14 protein-coding genes are annotated in these 17902 nt (G+C 61.3%); 6 read left to right on the forward strand and 8 right to left on the reverse strand.

Features of this window, described 5'->3' with window-relative positions:
- The 3 genes from VHD36_11695 to VHD36_11705 all read right to left on the reverse strand — a co-directional run.
- On the reverse strand, window positions 1-203 hold a 203-nt coding region (locus tag VHD36_11695; GenBank protein ID HVU87974.1), incomplete at its 3' end, for a translation elongation factor Ts.
- 312 nt (window positions 204-515) lie between these two features.
- Entirely contained in the window at window positions 516-1280 is a 765-nt protein-coding gene (rpsB, locus tag VHD36_11700) for a 30S ribosomal protein S2 (GenBank protein HVU87975.1), read from the reverse strand.
- 457 nt (window positions 1281-1737) lie between these two features.
- Window positions 1738-2544, reverse strand: coding sequence for a PEP-CTERM sorting domain-containing protein (locus tag VHD36_11705; protein ID HVU87976.1), 807 nt, complete (start codon window positions 2542-2544; stop codon window positions 1738-1740).
- A 1162-nt stretch (window positions 2545-3706) separates the two neighbouring features.
- On the opposite strand from VHD36_11705, the gene ffh reads away from it, so the two are divergent.
- The 5 genes from ffh to VHD36_11730 all read left to right on the forward strand — a co-directional run bounded on the left by ffh (window position 3707) and on the right by VHD36_11730 (window position 7477).
- Window positions 3707-5233: a signal recognition particle protein gene (ffh, locus tag VHD36_11710; GenBank protein ID HVU87977.1), complete on the forward strand. Its 1527-nt coding sequence runs from the start codon at window positions 3707-3709 to the stop codon at window positions 5231-5233.
- Window positions 5234-5314: 81 nt separating this feature from the next.
- A complete protein-coding gene (rpsP, locus tag VHD36_11715) occupies window positions 5315-5761 on the forward strand; it encodes a 30S ribosomal protein S16 (GenBank protein ID HVU87978.1) in 447 nt (148 codons plus the stop codon).
- A gap of 45 nt (window positions 5762-5806) precedes the next feature.
- Complete coding sequence (gene trmD, locus VHD36_11720; GenBank protein HVU87979.1) at window positions 5807-6547, forward strand: tRNA (guanosine(37)-N1)-methyltransferase TrmD; 741 nt, start codon at window positions 5807-5809, stop codon at window positions 6545-6547.
- 81 nt (window positions 6548-6628) lie between these two features.
- On the forward strand, window positions 6629-7003 hold the full coding sequence (rplS, locus tag VHD36_11725) for a 50S ribosomal protein L19 (GenBank protein ID HVU87980.1): 375 nt from the start codon (window positions 6629-6631) through the stop codon (window positions 7001-7003).
- Window positions 7004-7060: 57 nt separating this feature from the next.
- A complete protein-coding gene (locus VHD36_11730; protein ID HVU87981.1) occupies window positions 7061-7477 on the forward strand; it encodes a YraN family protein in 417 nt (138 codons plus the stop codon).
- Window positions 7478-8938: 1461 nt separating this feature from the next.
- On the opposite strand, the gene tmk is transcribed toward VHD36_11730, so the two are convergent.
- The 5 genes from tmk to VHD36_11755 all read right to left on the reverse strand — a co-directional run bounded on the left by tmk (window position 8939) and on the right by VHD36_11755 (window position 16253).
- Window positions 8939-9568, reverse strand: a complete 630-nt coding sequence (gene tmk / locus VHD36_11735) for a dTMP kinase (GenBank protein ID HVU87982.1) — start codon at window positions 9566-9568, stop codon at window positions 8939-8941.
- Between the two features lie 137 nt (window positions 9569-9705).
- Window positions 9706-10755, reverse strand: coding sequence for a WYL domain-containing protein (locus VHD36_11740; GenBank protein ID HVU87983.1), 1050 nt, complete (start codon window positions 10753-10755; stop codon window positions 9706-9708).
- Between the two features lie 19 nt (window positions 10756-10774).
- Complete coding sequence (locus VHD36_11745; protein HVU87984.1) at window positions 10775-13120, reverse strand: TolC family protein; 2346 nt, start codon at window positions 13118-13120, stop codon at window positions 10775-10777.
- Window positions 13121-13594: 474 nt separating this feature from the next.
- Window positions 13595-14071 (reverse strand): hypothetical protein, encoded by a 477-nt coding sequence (locus tag VHD36_11750; protein HVU87985.1) that lies wholly within the window; start codon window positions 14069-14071, stop codon window positions 13595-13597.
- A 13-nt stretch (window positions 14072-14084) separates the two neighbouring features.
- Window positions 14085-16253 carry a hypothetical protein gene (locus VHD36_11755; protein HVU87986.1) on the reverse strand — a complete coding sequence of 723 codons (2169 nt, stop codon included), beginning with the start codon at window positions 16251-16253 and terminating at the stop codon, window positions 14085-14087.
- A gap of 426 nt (window positions 16254-16679) precedes the next feature.
- Here VHD36_11755 and VHD36_11760 point away from each other — a divergent pair, with 426 nt between their 5' ends.
- Complete coding sequence (locus VHD36_11760) at window positions 16680-17534, forward strand: hypothetical protein (GenBank protein ID HVU87987.1); 855 nt, start codon at window positions 16680-16682, stop codon at window positions 17532-17534.
- Window positions 17535-17902: the final 368 nt, after the last annotated feature.

Genomic DNA, 17902 nt, shown 5'->3' on the forward strand with positions numbered 1-17902 from the left:
ATGTCGACATAAACGGCGATGCGACCGGCCGACGTTTCGCGACCGATGCGCGTTTCGGCCGTTTTGATGCCTTGCTTCCGCAAGAATTCGACCGCGGCGTCCTCGTTGCCGCCCACTTCCTGCAGGGCCTTCTTGCAGTCCATCATGGGCAGCCCGGTGCGTTCGCGCAGGGCCATGACCGCCTTTGCGGTGATTTCTGCCATAGCTTGTATGTCTCCGTAAGTGGCCTTGGAAAAAGCCTGGATGTTTATTGTAGCGGGCCGCGGCAAAACGCTCGCCGCAACCGGTTGATGAACGATTAATCCGCCCCTGCCCCTACCGGTCGGAAAGGGGACAGAAGCAATCAAGGACTTCGGCCGGATTCGGGCGACGTCTATTCACCGCAAGATTGGCAACTCGGCACGCAGCCCGTGCGACTCTTCGGCGAGAATCAGCAAGCCAGCAATAACCTCGCGGCCGAGACGAGAACCGGGACAACCAGGTAAGTCGCCGGGCGTCAGCGATTCGGCATCACCCTATTCGGCATCCTTCTCGCTGCCGTCGTCCGGGCTGACGTAGGCGGCCACACCTTGATCTTTGCCGCCCAGCCCCGCTGCGGCGTTGGCTTTGCCTTCCAGCACGGCGTCGGCCAGTTGCTGCACGACCAGCTCGATCGAGCGAATGCTGTCGTCATTGCCGGGAATCGGCAGGTCGACCACGTCCGGATCGCAATCCGTGTCGATCAGCGCCACGGTCGTGATGCCCAGCGAACGGGCCTCGCGGATGGCGTTCTTTTCCTTCTTGGGATCGATCACGATCAGGCATTCCGGCAAGCGGTTCATCAGGCGGATGCCGTCGAGATTGCGCATCATTTTGCGATGTTCGCGATTGAGCGCCGACTGCATCTTCTTCGAATAAGTGGCGAGTTGGTCACTGTTCTTCAGAGCGTCGAGCTCTTCCAATCGCGTGAGCCGGCTGCGAATGGTGCGGAAATTGGTGAGTGCTCCGCCCAGCCAACGATCGTCGACGTACGGCATGCCGCACCGGATCGATTCGCGTTCAATCGTCTCGGCCGCCTGCCGCTTGGTGCCGACAAACAACACCAGGCTGCCGCCAGCCGCGACCTGGCTGATGTACTTCTTCGCGCGGATCAGCCCGCGGATCGTTTCGCGGACGTCGATGATGTGAATCAGATTGCGGCGGCCATAGATGTAGGGCCGCATCTTGGGATTCCAGCGACTGGCGCGATGGCCGAAGTGGACTCCCGCTTCGATCAACTCCTTAACCAAAACATTCGACACGTGGGACGCTCCTCACATTAAGTGCACACCGGCAAAAGTCCCGCTGGGCGAAAAGGTCGCCCGGGGCGTCCGGCGTTCAAGGCAGACGCGGCCAGAATCGTCGCGCTTGGCAGAGAAACATTCGCCGCCAAGCGCCGTGCGGGCCGTTCGCACGCATTCGCACAAACAAACACTGACGAGCCCGGTAGTTTATCGGGCTTTCGGAAAGGGGTCAATTCGGGGGCGGACCGTTTAGCGGCGGTCCAAAGGGCCGCCCTGCTCATCTCGTTCAAAGAGGTAAAACCGCGACTTTCCCCCTACCGCTGGTCCAGTCGCCGGCGGTCGGGGCTCGCCCGATTCGGCCAGTTGTAGTCAGAGCATGAACCAAACGGCCGCCGCGGCCAGGCCAACTTTCGCGGCCATGGCAGCGGCGGCCAGGAGAGTTTCCCTCGGATCTACGACCAAGCGTCAGTCTCCCTCATTGAGGGCGATGAACTCGTCGGCAGGCGATGACGGCCAGCCCGCCCACGGCGGCCAAAACCCAAGTGGCCGGTTCGGGAACTCGCGCGGTCGCAACCAACTGACCGGTGTACGTCTCGACAAGGGGTACGCCGCTCACCGTCAAATCCCCCTGGAAAAGAATCGGAACCGTCAAGGTGTAAAGTCCGCCACTCTGCGTGAGAGTGCCGCCCGACTCTCCATTTAAACCACCTCCCGGGAGATTGATCGTGGCCTGGACCGGAGAACCGAGCAGCGTCACATTTACGTCCGCGACACCGGCAAAAAGACTAATCGTTAGCCCCGTGGCGTTGAACGAAGTACCGACCAGCGGGAGTATAATGCTGCTTATGTTGCCAACGAACCCGTGCCCAGCAATCAAACCCGTGTTGCCGGGTCCCGGGCCCCCGACGATCCCTGGAATCGACGCCAGCAATCCATAGTTGCCGGTCTGGCTACCGGGAAAGACGCCGCCAGGGCCCGGAGAAACGGCGGACGGCTGCACGCCAAATTGCACATTGCCGGTGGAAAGGAAGGCAATTGTGCTGCTGGAAATATCAACATTCTGAGTCCCCGACAGGCTCACCGTATCGCTGCCTGGAAATTGGGGCGAAGTGACCGGCACTCCACTCGGGGTATCGATCGAAAGCTGTAAGCTGCTTTTTGAACTATCGACTGTGAAAACGACGTTGTTTCCACGGGCGGCAGATCCCGAAAGCGCGGGTCCCGCAATCACAGCAGCGGCCAATACGGTCAATAAGTGTCGATGGTTTGTGATCGTATTCATTAGCCTTCTCCAAGTCCTGAATGATTAAATAAAGTGATGGAAAGAATAAAAACAATTCGTTACGGCGCAGCACCAACGTGGACCATGCTGCTTATAGAACATGGAATACAAAAAGGCGGCGAACCGCCTACGAACGTTTAAATGCTCGTAGGCAGGTCGCATGGGTGATGCGCCACAGCGGGTACGACGAGAAGGCCGTAATAAGAGCAAAACAGGAAACGGGATTTACGATCGCCGGCCGGACTCGTCTCACCCCGCGCGAGCACTAAGTCGTCAGTGCTTCATTCGATGTGGTCCTCCTCTGGTTGTTCCGGTTGAGGGCACGCCTTGGCGCGCAATGCGCCAACGTGCTGCCGGCGCCGCAGATGGTTGAGCCGCCGAATGCCACGGTGTGATGAAAGAAAATGAATAGCCGTGACGGTTCGACGGATGATCTCCCCATTGGGATGGGCACGGGTTTCGTCCGGCGGAAACAAAAAACAGTCGCGGACAGTGAGTTAGCCGGAGAAGACGCCGAAATCGATCGGCGATCTGAGCAGTGGCAGCAGCGGATGAGCATCCACGGCTGACCGGAAACGCGCATCGGCAAGACCGATCGGTCCCCATTGGCCCCCCCTTCTCCAGCCATACCCGATGCTCGCCGCCATGTTCCGTGGTGGCAGGCATTGAAAGGCACTTCGGACCGTTCCGATGGTCCGCAGTATCCGGACAGTAGACGGGATCGGCAGCGATTACAAGCAAAAAAACTGTAATTCTTGAGGGGGACGCTGAGCGTCTTCACCGGACCGATGAGAGCCTGCGCGAGGAGCTTCCTGGTAGCCGCCTTAACCCCCTTCCGCCCCCGCGACTTAACGCCGGAACGAGGATTGCCAAACGCCCCTCGGATGGGATAGAATCCTGGTTTTCGCCTCAATTGACCGGCGTAAACCCACGTAGCCTCTCTTCCGCGGCGGCCGGCTGGCCGGCGACGGATGAGGTTATGTCAATGGCACACTGGCCTGCGGGCTTTGGTGTCGCTGGGGTTGCGCTGGCGTTTCTCGTCATGCCTCACTTGGGGTGTGACCGCGGGAACAACCGATTCGAGGTTGCCGGGCCTGCCGCTGGGTGGACCCTGCTGGAGGGGCGCTGCCCCGGTTTAGAAAATATCGTCGCGAGTCTGCGCATGTTCGAGTCGTTGCAAGAAGGCCTGAGTTCGGCGCTACGGACGTTGAGCGGCAAAGCCCGGCTCACCGAGTCCAACATGCGCGATGGTCTGCGCCTGGTGCAACAGTCGCTTTTGGAAGCGGACGTCAGCTTCCCGGTCGTGAAGCAGTTCATGGACCGCGTCAGCGAGCAGGCCGTCGGTGAGCAAGTTCTGAAGAGTTTGCGCCCGGATCAGCAAGTCGTTGGCATCGTCTACAACGAGCTGGTCAACCTGATGGGCCCGGTCGACCATTCACTTCATCTGAAGCCGGATCTGACGATCCTGATGATGTGCGGCCTGCAGGGGTCGGGCAAAACCACCACCTGCGGCAAGCTGGCCCGCATGCTCAAGGAGCGCGGCCGCAGTCCGATGCTGGTGGCGGCCGATTTGCAGCGTCCGGCGGCGGTGCATCAGCTGCAGGTCATCGGCGAGCAGATCGGCGTGCCGGTCTATGTCGAAGAAGGGGCCGCCGACCCGGTGGCCGTCTGCCAGAATGCCGTCAAACAGGCGAAATCCGCCGGCGCCCAGGTCGTGATTCTCGATACCGCCGGCCGGTTGCACATCGACGAAGAGTTGATGCAGCAGCTACAGCGCATCGACCGCCGCGTGACGCCCGACCAGGTGTACCTGGTGGTCGACGCCATGACGGGCCAGGACGCGGTGAACAGCGCGAAGGCCTTCAACGACGCCCTGGAACTCGATGGCTGCATCATGACCAAGCTCGACGGCGACGCCCGTGGCGGCGCCGCCCTGAGCGTGAAGGCCGTCACCGGCGTGCCGCTGAAGTTCATGGGCACGGGCGAGCATCTCGATGCCCTCGAGGAGTTTCATCCGGACCGCATGGCCAGCCGCATCCTGGGCATGGGGGACGTGCTGACGCTGGTCGAGCAGGCGCAGCAGAAGTTCGACCAGGACGAGATGCAGAAGCAGGAAGAGCGCCTGCGCCGCGGCGAATTCACGCTCGACGATTTCCGCAAGCAGCTCGGTCAGATCGGTCGCCTGGGCCCGCTGAACAAGATCATGGGCCTGATCCCCGGCATGGGCGGGCTGACGAAAATGATGGGCGACGTCGACGCCGAGGGGGACATGAAGCGGCTTCTCGGCATTATCGATTCGATGACGCCCCAGGAGCGTCGCAACCCTTCGAAGATGATCGACCAGAGCCGCCGGCGGCGCATCGCGACAGGCGCGGGGGTCGAACCGTCGGAAGTCAATCAACTGGTCAAGCAGTTCGACGGCATGGCCGACATGATGAAGCGCATGGCCGGCCTGGGCATGCGCGAGCGGATGCGCGAAGTGCAGCAATTGCAAAAGGGCGGATTCCTCGATCCGGGCGCCACTCTGACCAAGCAAAAGAAGGGGACGGGCAAGCGACTTTCGGCCCGCGAACGCGCGGACCTGAAAAAGCAGCGCGAGAAGGAAATGCGCCGCCGGAAGCGCGAGGACAAACGGGGGCGCGGCAACGACAACAGTAACCCTGGACAAAACGGCGCGCCCCGCGGATAGGCGCGGGGCACGTCCAACGAAACATACTCTCTCTCCAGACGCACGCCGTGCGTCGCAACAAACCCTACTGAGGAGGACCGAGTGGCAGTCGTAATTCGCATGAAGAAGATGGGGCGGAAGCATCGGCCGTTCTTCCGCATTTGTGCGGTCGATTCGCGCAACCCGCGCGACGGCGCCGTGATCGAGGAATTAGGCACCTACGACCCGCTGGTGCCCAATGTCGACGCCCGCGTGCTGATGAACGTCGACCGGATGGACTACTGGCTCTCGGTCGGCGCCAAGCCGAGCGTGAACGTCAACGTGTTCATCAAGAAGTACGGTTCGAAGGGCACCCACCTGGAGCAGCAAAAGACGGCGCGCGAGCAGTTGTCGCTGCCGAAGCAGGTGCCACCCGCTGAGGAGCCCGTGTTCATTTACACCAAGCCCGAGCCGGTGAAGGCCGAAGGTCCGGCGAGCGAAGAACCGGCAGCCGCTCCCGCGGCCGAGACGGCGAGCGAAGAACCGGAGGCCGAGGCCACGCAAGAATAAGTCTGAGTCAAATAAGCCCTTATACCGCGACGATGTTGATGTGCCATGCGATTCGACGTGCTGACCTTGTTCCCGGAAATGTTTCCGGACTACTTGGGCCAAAGCCTGTTGAATCTTGCCATCCAGCGAGGGCTGGTGGACGTGCGGCTGCACAACATTCGCGATTGGACGCACGACCGACATAAGACGGTGGACGATCGGCCCTTCGGCGGCGGGCCGGGCATGGTGCTCAAGGTCGAGCCGGTCGTGGAGTGCGTCGAAGCCGTGCGGGCGGAAAACGAGGAGCCGGGCCACCTGATCATGCTCACGCCGCAAGGGCGGCGGCTCGATCAAAGCGTGGTCGAGGAATTGGCCGGCAAACGACGTCTGCTGTTGTTGTGCGGAAGGTACGAGGGGTTTGATGAGCGGGTAAGGACGATCCTCCGACCCGACGAGATTTCGATCGGCGATTTCGTGCTCAACGGTGGCGAGGTCGCGGCGATGGTCGTCATCGACACGGTCATTCGCCTCGTGCCGGGCGTGCTGGGGGACGAACAGAGCCACCAACAAGATTCGTTTACGGGACAGGGGAGACTGCTCGAGTTTTCGCAATACACGCGCCCGCGCGAATTTCGCGGCCATGTGGTGCCAGAGGTATTACTCAGCGGTAACCATCCGGAGATCGCCCGCTGGCGCGAACAAGAGCGCATGGAACGAACCAACCAACGAATCGAACAAACACGGACGCAACCCCAGATCACGGCGCCGCCACAGAAGACGCCGCCACAGAACTCGACGAGCTGCTGACGAGGTACGGGCATCCAGCAAGGCTCGCACGACAAACAAAACACACGATTCATAAACACCGTAACGAAAGGATAACCGGCGATGAGCCAGCAGCTTTTGGCCAAGGTCGAAAAAAGTAGCCTCCGCGAGCAGGTGCCCGACTTCAAGATCGGGGACACGGTCGACGTACACACCCGCATCCTTGAAGGCGACAAGGAGCGCATCCAGATTTTCAACGGCGTGGTCATCGCCCGTAGCGGATCGGGCACGCGTGAGATGTTCGTCGTGCGCCGCATCGTGCAGGGCGAGGGCGTCGAGCGAAAGTTTCCCCTGCACACACCACGCATCGCCAAGATCGAGGTCAAGCGGTCGGGCATTGTCCGCCGGGCCAAGCTGTACTTCCTCCGCGATCGCGTCGGCAAGGCTGTGCGTCTGCGCGAACGGCGCGGGGGCAAGGTGCAAGAGGTTCAGCAATAGCCTCGCCGCGGCGGGGCGCTGAGTTCGCATTGGCGCGCCGCCGCATGGGGATCAGCCGTGCGATTCTTCGATTGGCTGGCACTATTGCGCAAGCCCCGTACGCTCGGTCAGCGGGGCGAAGCCGCCGCTGCCCGCTATCTCAAACGGCGCGGGTATAAGATCGTGGCCCGCGGAGATCGCGCCGTCCTGGGCGAATTGGACATCGTGGCAGTCGATGGACGGACGATTGTCTTTGTCGAAGTGAAGACGCGTGCCACGGACGACGGCGGCCACCCGGCCGAAGCCGTCGATCACGACAAGCAGCGCCGGCTCACGCGCGTAGCGCTCGCCTACTTGCGGCGGCACGAGTTGCTCGAGTACCCGTCGCGATTCGACGTCGTGGCGGTTACGTGGCCCCAGTCGGCCAAACAACCGAAGATCGAGCACATTTCCCGCGCCTTCGAGGCAGCCGGTCCCCGAAGCATGCACAGCTAACGAGACGCTGGTGCAGCGGGCCCTGCGTCTGCCAAAATCCCCGCGTCGCCGGGCCCAAAAAACGAAAGCCGCGCGGCACGAACACCGTGCCGCGCGGCTGACTTCCCCAACTCACGATCCGACCACGCTCAGATCGCGGTGTTATACGAATTCTCGGTTACAACCCATAGTGCCGACGACGGCGGCGGTGCAGGCCTGCGGCAGGCTTGCTGGGTACGTGCGATGTGCTGCGGGCGGCTACTGGCCCCCGGCGCTTATCGAAGGTCTTACGCATGCGTTTCGGGGCATGACGATCAATGGATTCGCCTTCATAAGAATCCGAGTCATACGACATTAGCTTTCTCCTTATTTCGGGTATTTCCTCACACCACTCACCGGGACACCCCGGGCTGCCGCTCGCCGGAGTCCCCGGCTTAATCCCAGCGGCATTCGCTTGCTGCCAACCGAGGGACTTGTGCATAAGCTCCCTGGCGGCGGCCCAGAGGAAACGCAAGCAACATGCCAATGCCGCTAGCGGATGGCAGATCGCCGGCGAATCGGCGTAAAGGCTGTGAAAATCCGGGCCTGCGACACTGCGTCGTGACGACCGACGGGGGCCGGAAAAAAGACGATCTCCTCGGTTTGGTGACAGAGGAGCTCGAGCGGATTTAACGCGTGCCTACGACGTGAGTTACGCTATGTGGCGTGCGAATCCACAGAGGCATTCGAAGCGAGCGCCCCACCGAGATTCCGTCTTAACCGCTTTATGGCATTTGACTTAAAACGGCTCACTAAACTAGGGAGCCATTTCACCAAAATGGTGAAACCCGCGACCGCCGGCGGTTGCGCGGCTTTTCAATCCCCCACATGCGCAAGGGGGCCTTTCGAGCCGCGCGCTGCGACCGACGTCGCTTCCCAATGTGCCGTAAACGGCGCACGCGCAAGCGCTGCCTGCGGTCGGCGCGTCATTCGAAAACCGCCAGCGCGCGCGTCCCTTTCGGACGGACCGGTGCGCACGGTTCCACGCTCACGCGCAAAGCCGCATCATGTTTGCGAGCTATAAGTTGTGGCTTCTCTGTCCTGACAACAATTCCGGTATCAAAGGCTTTGGCAACATCCTGTAACAACCCCTCCTGGGCTGCCCCCTTAGCCTCGTTGGCGCAGTCGCCAATCGGCGCGCAAGACCATCGCGAGCCGTTGGTGAAGACTGTTCCGTCGTTCGCACCCGCGCAGGTGCAAATCGTCTCTTCCGCGCACCGGGTGCGCGCAGAGCCGGTTTCAACTACGCAAGTGGGATGCCAAACATTGAATCGGCGAACACAGAATGGCTTTGACCAGTGGTTTCTGCCTGTGGTTCGCCGGTTGGCTGAGTCCGAAAAAGGCGGTTAAGCCGCTTGTGCAGGCTCGCATTGGAGGTCGCCGGAGACCGACGCAGCCTTTCGGTTCCCTTGAGGCCCAGGAACGGGCAGTTCCGCCGTCCGGCTAACTTTGCCGGCCCTGAGGCGGTGGCACGAGCCGCTCGTTGATGGCTTGTTGGATTTCAGCCTGTACGACCTCCACAGCGCGGGCGGCGTCGACGACCATGATCTGCTCGGGTCTGCGCCCCGATTCGGCGAGAAAACCCGCTCGCAGCCGCTGGCGAAATTCGTCTCCTTGGAGTTCCATGCGGTCAAGCGGGCGAGCCAGGCGTGCCTGGGCCGCCTGCGGGGACATGTCGAGAACGATGGTCAGGTTCGGTTCCAAGCCCCCGGTGGCCGTACGCCCGATGCGCCACAGCTCTTCGACATCGAGGCCCCCGGCATGCCCCTGGTACACGACGTTTGCCAACAGATAGCGGTCCGACAAGACCATCTTTCCTGCTTCCAGGGCCGGCCGAATGACCTGGGCAACGAGCTGCGCACGGGCAGCCATGTACAGCAGCATTTCCGCCGTGCGCGAGATCGGCGTATCGCGCGATTCGAGCAGGATCGCCCGAATGGACTCGCCCAAGGGAGTACTGCCCGGATCGCGGCAAGTTACGACGTCATAGCCGAGGCCGCGCAGCCAGGTTTCGCAGAGCGCCAACTGGGTACTCTTTCCCGTCCCGTCGATGCCATCGAGCGAAAAGAACAACGGCCAACCATCCTGTATTAAGGGTCGCTGGGTAGAAGCTTCGGACAATCGGTCGAGGCATTGTATCACGCGCGAAGGCGTGCGGCAGGTAAAGCACATGCTTCACAAGCCAATCTTACGGCCTGTGAGTCGGCGCTTTATTTCGCCCGCGTCCGCGAGCGCGAACGGCCCGCTTCGGTTTGAGGCTTTCGCTTCCTTGCGCCGACGGCCCGCCTCCCAGAGGCGCGTTTCGCACGCTTCGATCCGCGGGCGACCTTGCCATCCACCGAGGCGCGCGGGGTCGATGACCTGGTGTCGTGCGCGTAGCGGGCAAGCAAATGCCGGCAGCGTCGCTCGACCAATGCTCTTAGTGCCGGCGGCTGCAAAACCTCGGCCTGATCGCCGTAGCCCAGAATCCACCAAGAAATCTCGTTGATTCCCGACACGCGCACGTGGAAGTCCAAGCGCCCGTCGTCGCACCACACCAGTCGCTGCGTCTTGTGCCAGGCCACCTCGGCGACGTTCTTGGCGACGAGCTTCTCGAATCGTATGACGACATCCTGGTCCGGACCGGGCTCGGGAATCAAATGCCAGGCGTTGCGCAATTGCCGCTCGATGCTGAATCCGCGCGGGAATGCAAAGCGTTCGTCGAGCTTGTCGAGTGACACGATGCGGCCGACATTGAAGGTGCGCGTCTGGCGATGAAAAGAGGAACGGCCGAACACGTACCAGCTGCGCCGGCTGAAGAGCAACCGATAAGGGCTGAGCTTGGTGCGGATCAACGCGCGATCACTGAAGCTGTCGTATTCGATCCTCACCGAACGGCGGCTGCGAATGGCGTCGATCAGTTGTTGATAATAGGGGGCAGCGCCACGAGCCTGGCTGGTTGGCTCCATGCGCATCTGGATGGCGCTCGTCGCGTCGCGCAGATATTCGCGCAATCGCTCTGGTAGCGCGCATTCCAGCTTCAATGCCGCGGATCGCGCCGGTGCGTGAAACGGCACGCCCGAGCGGTCGCCCAAGTGGTAGCAAAGTACCAAGAGCGACAGTGCCTCTTCGGGCGTGAAGTTCGTGGGCGGCAGAAAGTTCATGCCCGGGATGCGGTACTGCTGCTCGGCATCCTCGAACTGCATGGGCACGCCGGCGAGCCGCATGACTTCCAGGTCGCGAAAGATCGTCCGGCGGCTGACGCTGCACTCGACGGCCAACGAGTGCGCATTGTGCCCCCTACCGGCCTGAAGGAGTCCGATAAGCCTGAGGAGCCTGGTTATTCGATCGTGTGTCATCGGTGAGGAGCGCGGGATCGACGGGCTGGGTGTTGTACGCCGCTTGCATCACGGCGACTCCCTCCCGGCGCGTGTCGCCGGTGGCGATCGCCGCCGACGGCGCCTGGATCGGCGACCTGCCCGACGCCCCCCAATCGTACGACACCAGCTTAGAGTCCGCGCTGGTCGAGCTCGAAATCTGGATGCCGGGCCCCGACAGGCCCGGTCGCCCCGGGCGCGGCGGGGGAGCTTTCGTAGTATCCAAGACCCCTGGCACGGCCTGACTGGCGGGGGGTGTCGGCACCGATTCGGGAAGCGTCTCTGGGATCGGCCGCGGCGGTGGCTGGTCGACACCATTACCGGTCGTCATATCGGCGGTGCCCATTTTCTGGCTGATCGGACCGCGGCTGAACACATTCGGCTGTATGAAGCCGTAGTTGATCTGCAGGCCAGCATCACGCTCGCGAGCACGCTTGCGGGCGTCGAAGTAGGCTTTGCCGGGCCACGGACCTTCGGCCAGGAATACGTTGTTGTACTCGAGCAGCGAGCCCTTGCGGTAATGCACCGTGCGGATCGCCAGGTTGTAGTCGACAAGCGAGCGGAAGTAATCGCTCGTGGCTACCGCCAGCCGGCGCTGGGCATCGAGCAGCAAGTCCAAGGTCACCGTGTCGGTCTCGTACGCGGCGCGAACCGCCTTGACGTTCACCTGGGCGGCGATCAAGCGGTTGAAATTCGTCTCGGTCAGCTCGTACGATCGGACCAGGGTGCGGACGGCCGAAGTGAGCCCGTGGATCATTTCCAATTCTTCTTCCTGCAAAATCGCACGCTCACGCGCCAACTGCAATTGGGCGTTGCGGACGCCTGCCAAGGCGGCACGGAAGCCGATGGGAATATTCGCCTGGAAGCCCATCTGCCATTCCTGGTATTGGCCACCGGTCAGCGATTGCATGGCGTTATTGAATTGATCGGGGCTGCGGTGGATGTCCCACAGATTCTGGCCGAAGCCCAGCCAGCGATATGTACCGTCGAAATCCAAACGGGGCAGCAGGAAGTTCTTCGAGGCAATGAGTTGCAGTTCCTTCTGCTTCACAATCCATTTCTGGCGGCGCAACTCAGGCATGCGGGCCAGGCTTTCGATCTTCACTTCGTCCCAGTCGAAATCGACCTTGGCGGTCGTCGGATCGTCGGCAGGTCGAATTAATCGTCCGTCGGTGGGCGCGATGCCCATCTGGTAGCGCAAGCGATTTTCCGTCTCATAGACGTTGCTCACGGCCGCCTCGACCTGGCCGCGGAAGAGGAAGTATTGCTCGCGGGCCTGGGCCTCTTTTTCCGCCTCGCCACCGCGGGCACCGGCGTCGTAAAGTGCCTTCACTTTTCGCCAGGTCGACAGGGCACTGTCACGGCCAACGACCAATGCGTCGAGATTGCGGTACGAGAAGTACAGTTCCCAATAGGCCAACTCGGTGTCATTCACCACGTCGCGAATGCGCCCTTCGAAGTCGGCGATCGCGATGTCGACGTTCGTGCGAGCGATGGCCACGCCGTTGTAAACGCCGGGAATGTTCGTGAAACCGCCCACGCCAGGAATACCGCTGGGGCCGGCGATGCGGTTGAACTGCGTGCCGCCACCTTGCAAGAACGGATGGCGAAACTCGGCTTCGAAGTTCGTCGTCCAGAAGGCTGGGAACAAGTTCGTGGGGTTGTTGTTCATGTCGTAGTTGGTGTTGTTGCGGAAGTACACCCGGTCACCGGCCGCCGTGACCTTTGCCAACTGCGACTGAAATTGCGCTGCGTCTTCTTCCAAGATATTGGCCAATAAGCCCGCGAAATTCGCATTCACCGGGTGGTCGTTCTTTTGCCAGAAAACGCTCGTGCTCCACTGGGTATCGAAGTTCGACAACGTACCTTCAACGCCGAAGCGCGGATCGCTTTCCGTGATCGCCGGCGCGTAGATCGTCTGGGCATTAAGCGGTGACAACGACACCTGAAACGTCGGGTTCTGCACCTGGCCGCCCAACGTGCGGAACACCTTGCTGTTTTGCAGCGTGATGCGAACGGCCTCTTCCAATCGCAATGGCCAGAATTCTTTTGGCTCAGGATTCTGCAGCGTCAACGGCGGCAGCGAACCGCTGACGTCCGGGATGGTATCCGTGTTCACGTCCGGATATTCCACCTCGGTGGCCACGCCTTTGTAGTGCGACAGGTCGCCGTCCTCGAAGAAGTAGAACGGCCGGCTCGGCTGGCAGCCTGTGATGAGTACCACGAACGCGGCAATCATCGCCCAAAACTTGGCATCTCGCACACTCATGGATCACGTCCTACACGACGGAGTTGCCGTTGATCTTCGATGGGAATTGCCTCGTTCCGCGTTTCCTGTCCGGCTTCGGCCAGGTCGGGCGGCTGTCGGCAAACTGGGCGCAGCCCTCCGGGGCGCTCCCATCGTCAAACCTCATATCGGCACCCCAAGCGTTAGACTTCTGCGAAATGATCTAATCGAAAAACTTTATGAGATCGTTAATCTCTCTCATTTCCCCCCAAACACAGCCGGCTACTGGCCTTCTCCAAACTGCCGCCACCTCGAGAAACTGCCACGAGGCTGCGCCGTTTCGGCCCGGAGTGAACGCTGCCAATGATGCATGCGAGCGGCCGAGGAGAGTCGCACTAACCCCCGGCGTCACGGTGCCGCGATGCCTTGCACGCCCAGAAGGGGCATGCACCGCAGTCTTTGCAAGTGGCGGCTGCTGGCAATGACGCGATGGCGTCTTTGAAGAGCAAGCGCTCGTTAGAGATACATGCCCACGAACCCGCCGTGAGCATCGCTTTCGGATTGCAGCCGCTGAAGCCGTTCAACCGTCTGCTTCAGATCGCCGGCGCCGATGTATCGGTCGAACTCGGCCCGGACGGCAATGGTCACCGTCTCGGCGAACCAGTGTACGACCGGTTCGGTGAGCCAATCGCAGGTCTCCCGCACCAATTCCACGTGCAGGTCGCAGCTCAGAGTTTTCTGGTCGGTTTCGTCGGTTTGTGCCGTGCCTTCGAAGCGAAACTCGATGGCCCCCGTGTCTTGCTGATTCGTCAGGTGAAACGTACAGCTGGCGTTGTACAGGTAGTAGGTGTTGAACGAGCCATGCCTGGCTATCGCTTCCAGGATGCGCTCGCAGCGGGCGCGGAACTTGGGCGATGCGTCCAGCGGAATATCGGTCCGCTCGATCGAGCGCAGTGGCAGGCAATCAAAGGCAATGTCGACGTACCGCCGCATATTGACTTATCCTTCAGCGAGAGGCAGTTGCTGGAGCCGGTGTCGCGGCGTTCCCGCTCGCGACGTTCGTTTTGTTGCGTACCTGGCTCATGCCAATGCTCAGCCATGGCCCCTTGGTGTCGATCGTGGACAGCGCAAGCGGTCCGGCGTCCTTCCATTCTCCCTTGAGTTCCGTCGGCTCGGTCTTGACGATCTCGGCCTCGAAGATTTTCTCCAAGCGGCGGCGCATCAAGTTTCGCAACGTTGTCTGCGGCAGCGACAAGCGCTTGCCGCCTCCTTGCACGAATCCAGGCGGGAAGATCTCGATATCGCCGACACGCGTCGCCTTGAGTCCCTGTCCCGCTTGTTCCAGCTTGTAGCTCACGGTGAAGTTCATGGCCGGATAGCTGCGACTGCCGGAGGTGTACTTCTTGCCGCGTCCGGTGACCATCACGCCCCCCTCAGTGACCTTGAAGATGACCGGATCTTCGTCGGCGAACGTAATCGTCCACTCTTCCTTGCCGGGATCGGGCTTCAATCGCTCGGGAACCTCGCCTAAGAAATCCTTGGCGAACTTCTCCAGCTCCGGCTGACCAACCGTCTCGCCGGCCAAAGTTCCTCCGGCAAAATTATTCACCAACGACTCGTGCAGTCGAATCGAAATCTCGGGCTTGCCCACGATTTCGGGAGCGGCGCTCTGGGCGGCTAGTTGCGCGCCACCGGCCTGTATCGCGGTCACGTAGAGGTGATCGGTGCTGGTGCTGAAATAAACGCGCGGCAATTGTCCACGCCGCACGAGTGGATTGCGGAAACGCTCCTTGAACTGCGTGTTCGAACGGGCCAACTCGGTGCCGATGCGCTCTTCGAACATGCGGCTCAGGCGCTCCTCGGCATGTTCCTCGGCGACTCGTTCCGCCTGGCCCTTCTGCTGGCCGGCGCGTTTCGAGGCGACGCGGCGGACGATGCAGTCGGCAAAGCCACGTTTCGAGCTACCAATGCCCGTGATTTGCGTCGAAGCATCTGCCGCGGCTGTCACCGGCAGACCGTGAATACCGTCGATGTCGAGGGTCAACCACTTGGTTGCCAGCAGGCGCGTCGTGCCGGTCGTATTGATGATCGCCGGTCCGTTATAGCCGACGTTCCGCGACCAGTTCACACCTTCCAAGGTGGCCTCCAGGACCGCCACGTCGGCATTGGGTACCAATCGAAAAGAGACGTCTCCGCGGGTGCGCCCTGTGCCCACCAGCCGCGTACCGAGAATGACGTCGCGCACCGGAGCCGTCTCATCAATGGCGCGCCCCAGGCCGTCGTTGAGGAAGGACCCTGCCACTACGACATACAAATTGGGCTGCGACAGACGGTAAGAGATCGATTCCACCAGCGGCGCCGCTTGATGTCGTTTGACGAGCCACTCGAGCTCGACGCCGATGGCCTTCAACTGCTCGGCAGTCGGCTCCTTCACATACGCATCGAGCGAAGCGCTAAGCTTGTCCAACTCGGCTTCATATTCTTCGCGCGCGCGGGGATTTTGATGTTGGCGCAAGCGCACGTCGTAGTCACCGAGTGCCGTTGCCAGGTCGGTGAAGGGCCGCATATCGAGACCGACCTTATCGGACCGTAACTTTGCGAGGACTGGGCTAAGCTGGGCCGGATCCGGCCTGGCATCGGCACGCAACTGCGAGTCGAGCGCGTCCCATTCGAGATACTTCTGCCAGGCCTTAGCTCGCGGCCCGCTGCCAAGGAACTTAACAAGAGCCGCCGCGGCCTTGGCGACCCGGCTTCGGTCGGCGGTCAGCAGAGCGTCCGTCGCCGGCTGGTATTGCTGCTTAGCCGCACGAACCAGCTCGGGCAGTTGTTCGGCCTTCGGTGCGGCGAGAGAATCACGCCACGCGGCGATGGCGTTTCTCAGCTTGACGAAGTGTGGTCGCTCCAGACCGGCAACCCCCGATTCGAACCTCTTGAGCACCGCCGTCACCTGCCCCGCGTCGGCAGCATCCCCCTGGCTGAGCTGCGCCTGCAAATCCTTCAGGCGCAGATATTCCCGCCATTTTTCCCCGCCGGGCGTGTGGCCAAGCCAGCCGTCGATGTCGGTCAGCGCTTGGGACACGGCCCGATCACGCCCAGGCAACTGCGCGTAAGCAGTTTTGCACAAAAGGGTTGCAATGAGTACGGCGATAATCAACTGACCGATTTGACGGGGCATCCGTCACCTCGCTTTGTCGGCTGGGGCGGGCGGGTCTGAGCGGCGAGCCGTAAACCCTTTAATACCAAGAACGAAGCGAAAAAACCACTCAAATCGGAGCCCCCCAAGGGGTCACCGCCAGCCCCATTCGGACGGTTGAACACCCGGAAGCGCCCTGTTAAACCGGTATCTCCCAAGCCGCGTAATCGGCAAAGTCAACCGTATTCCCCGCCCCCATTCGGCGAGCGATCGGAATAGCGTCGCGCTCGCTCACCCAAGCGTTCAAACACTTGCACCGGACAAGTCCGGTCCGGAGAAACCCTTGTTACCAGTCGACCAGCTAGCACTGATTGCTGCTGTCCACGGCTAGTTAAGCAGCCTTTGAGGAGGGAACCAATGAATCGACCGCTACTTCTTGCCTCACTAGTATCCACGGCATGCCTGTTTATGCCGGCAGAAGCCTGCCTGGCCAAAGAAGACGCGGACCAAACGGCGTCCTCTACGGAGTTGGTTTGGGAAACCGACTACGCGACCGCCATGCAGCAGGCCGAGCGGCAAAAGAAGATGTTGCTCATCCACTTCTTTGACGATGCCAAGCCTGGCCCCTCGCAACCCTTTACCACCCAAGCCCGCGACAGCAAGCAGGTGCGTGAGAAGCTCGCTAAGTTCGTCCTGCTGCGTCTGCCGGTCGACGCCGTTGTCAGCTCGAAGGGTCAGCCGGTCCGCCTGCTGGACCACCCCTCGTTTGCCGAGATGGAGAAGCACCAGGGGCTGGTCGTCGTCGATTACGCCAACCCGGATACCGAGCACTACCGCTACGTGGTCAGCACCTTGCCGTTCAAGAGCGGCAAATACTATCGCTATAACCCCAAGCACGTGGCGGTGTTGCTCGATTTGCCTCCGGGCACGCAGACGCAGCGTGCGATGGTCTTTGCCGTGCGGATCCATCCCGAGTCTCCGGCAAGTACTAAGGGAGATCTCGACCCCCATTTGGCAAGAGAGGCGAAGAGTCACTCGGCCTATCAGGCTCAGATTCACGTTCAGGGGCACCATCAGTGGGAGTCACGGTTTCCGCGGATCCATCGGCTGCTCGGCTTCAGCTTCACCCCCCAGGAAGTCGTGGCCGAAAGCTGGCCGCACGAGAACATGCTCGACGCGGCGGTCGACTGCGTTCATAGCTGGCGGCAGTCTTCAGGCCACTGGGGCGCGGTGAAACGGGACCAGCCGAAATTCGGATATGACATGCGCCGCGGCACCAACGGCATCTGGTATGCTACGGGCATCTTCGGCAATCGCCACTGACCGAAGAGCGCCGGCGTGCCGGCCGCGGCCGCTCGCCCGGTCTTTAGGTGGCGACTCACACGTTGAACTCAACTGAGCCAGCGCCGAGCCTTCGTTGGGCGAAACAGTCACGACTGTTTCCCACCCGACGAGGGCTCTTTTATTGGCCGCCACCGCGCGTGAGCTCGGCGGCCTTCGCATGATCGCCTCTCACAATCCCCATTTTCGTCGCAAGCGCTAAACAGGCGCCTAGCAGCCTGTTGAAAAAAGCCCTCGTGGCTTTTTTCAACCTCGCCAAGTGCGAAGCAAAGCTTCGCACGGCTCGCAAAATAACGACTTACGTCGATATTTTGCCATCGCATCCCTGCGATGTCGCAGCCCGTTGAGTT

The sequence above is a fragment of the Pirellulales bacterium genome (assembly GCA_035546535.1).
GTDB lineage: Bacteria > Planctomycetota > Planctomycetia > Pirellulales > JACPPG01 > JACPPG01.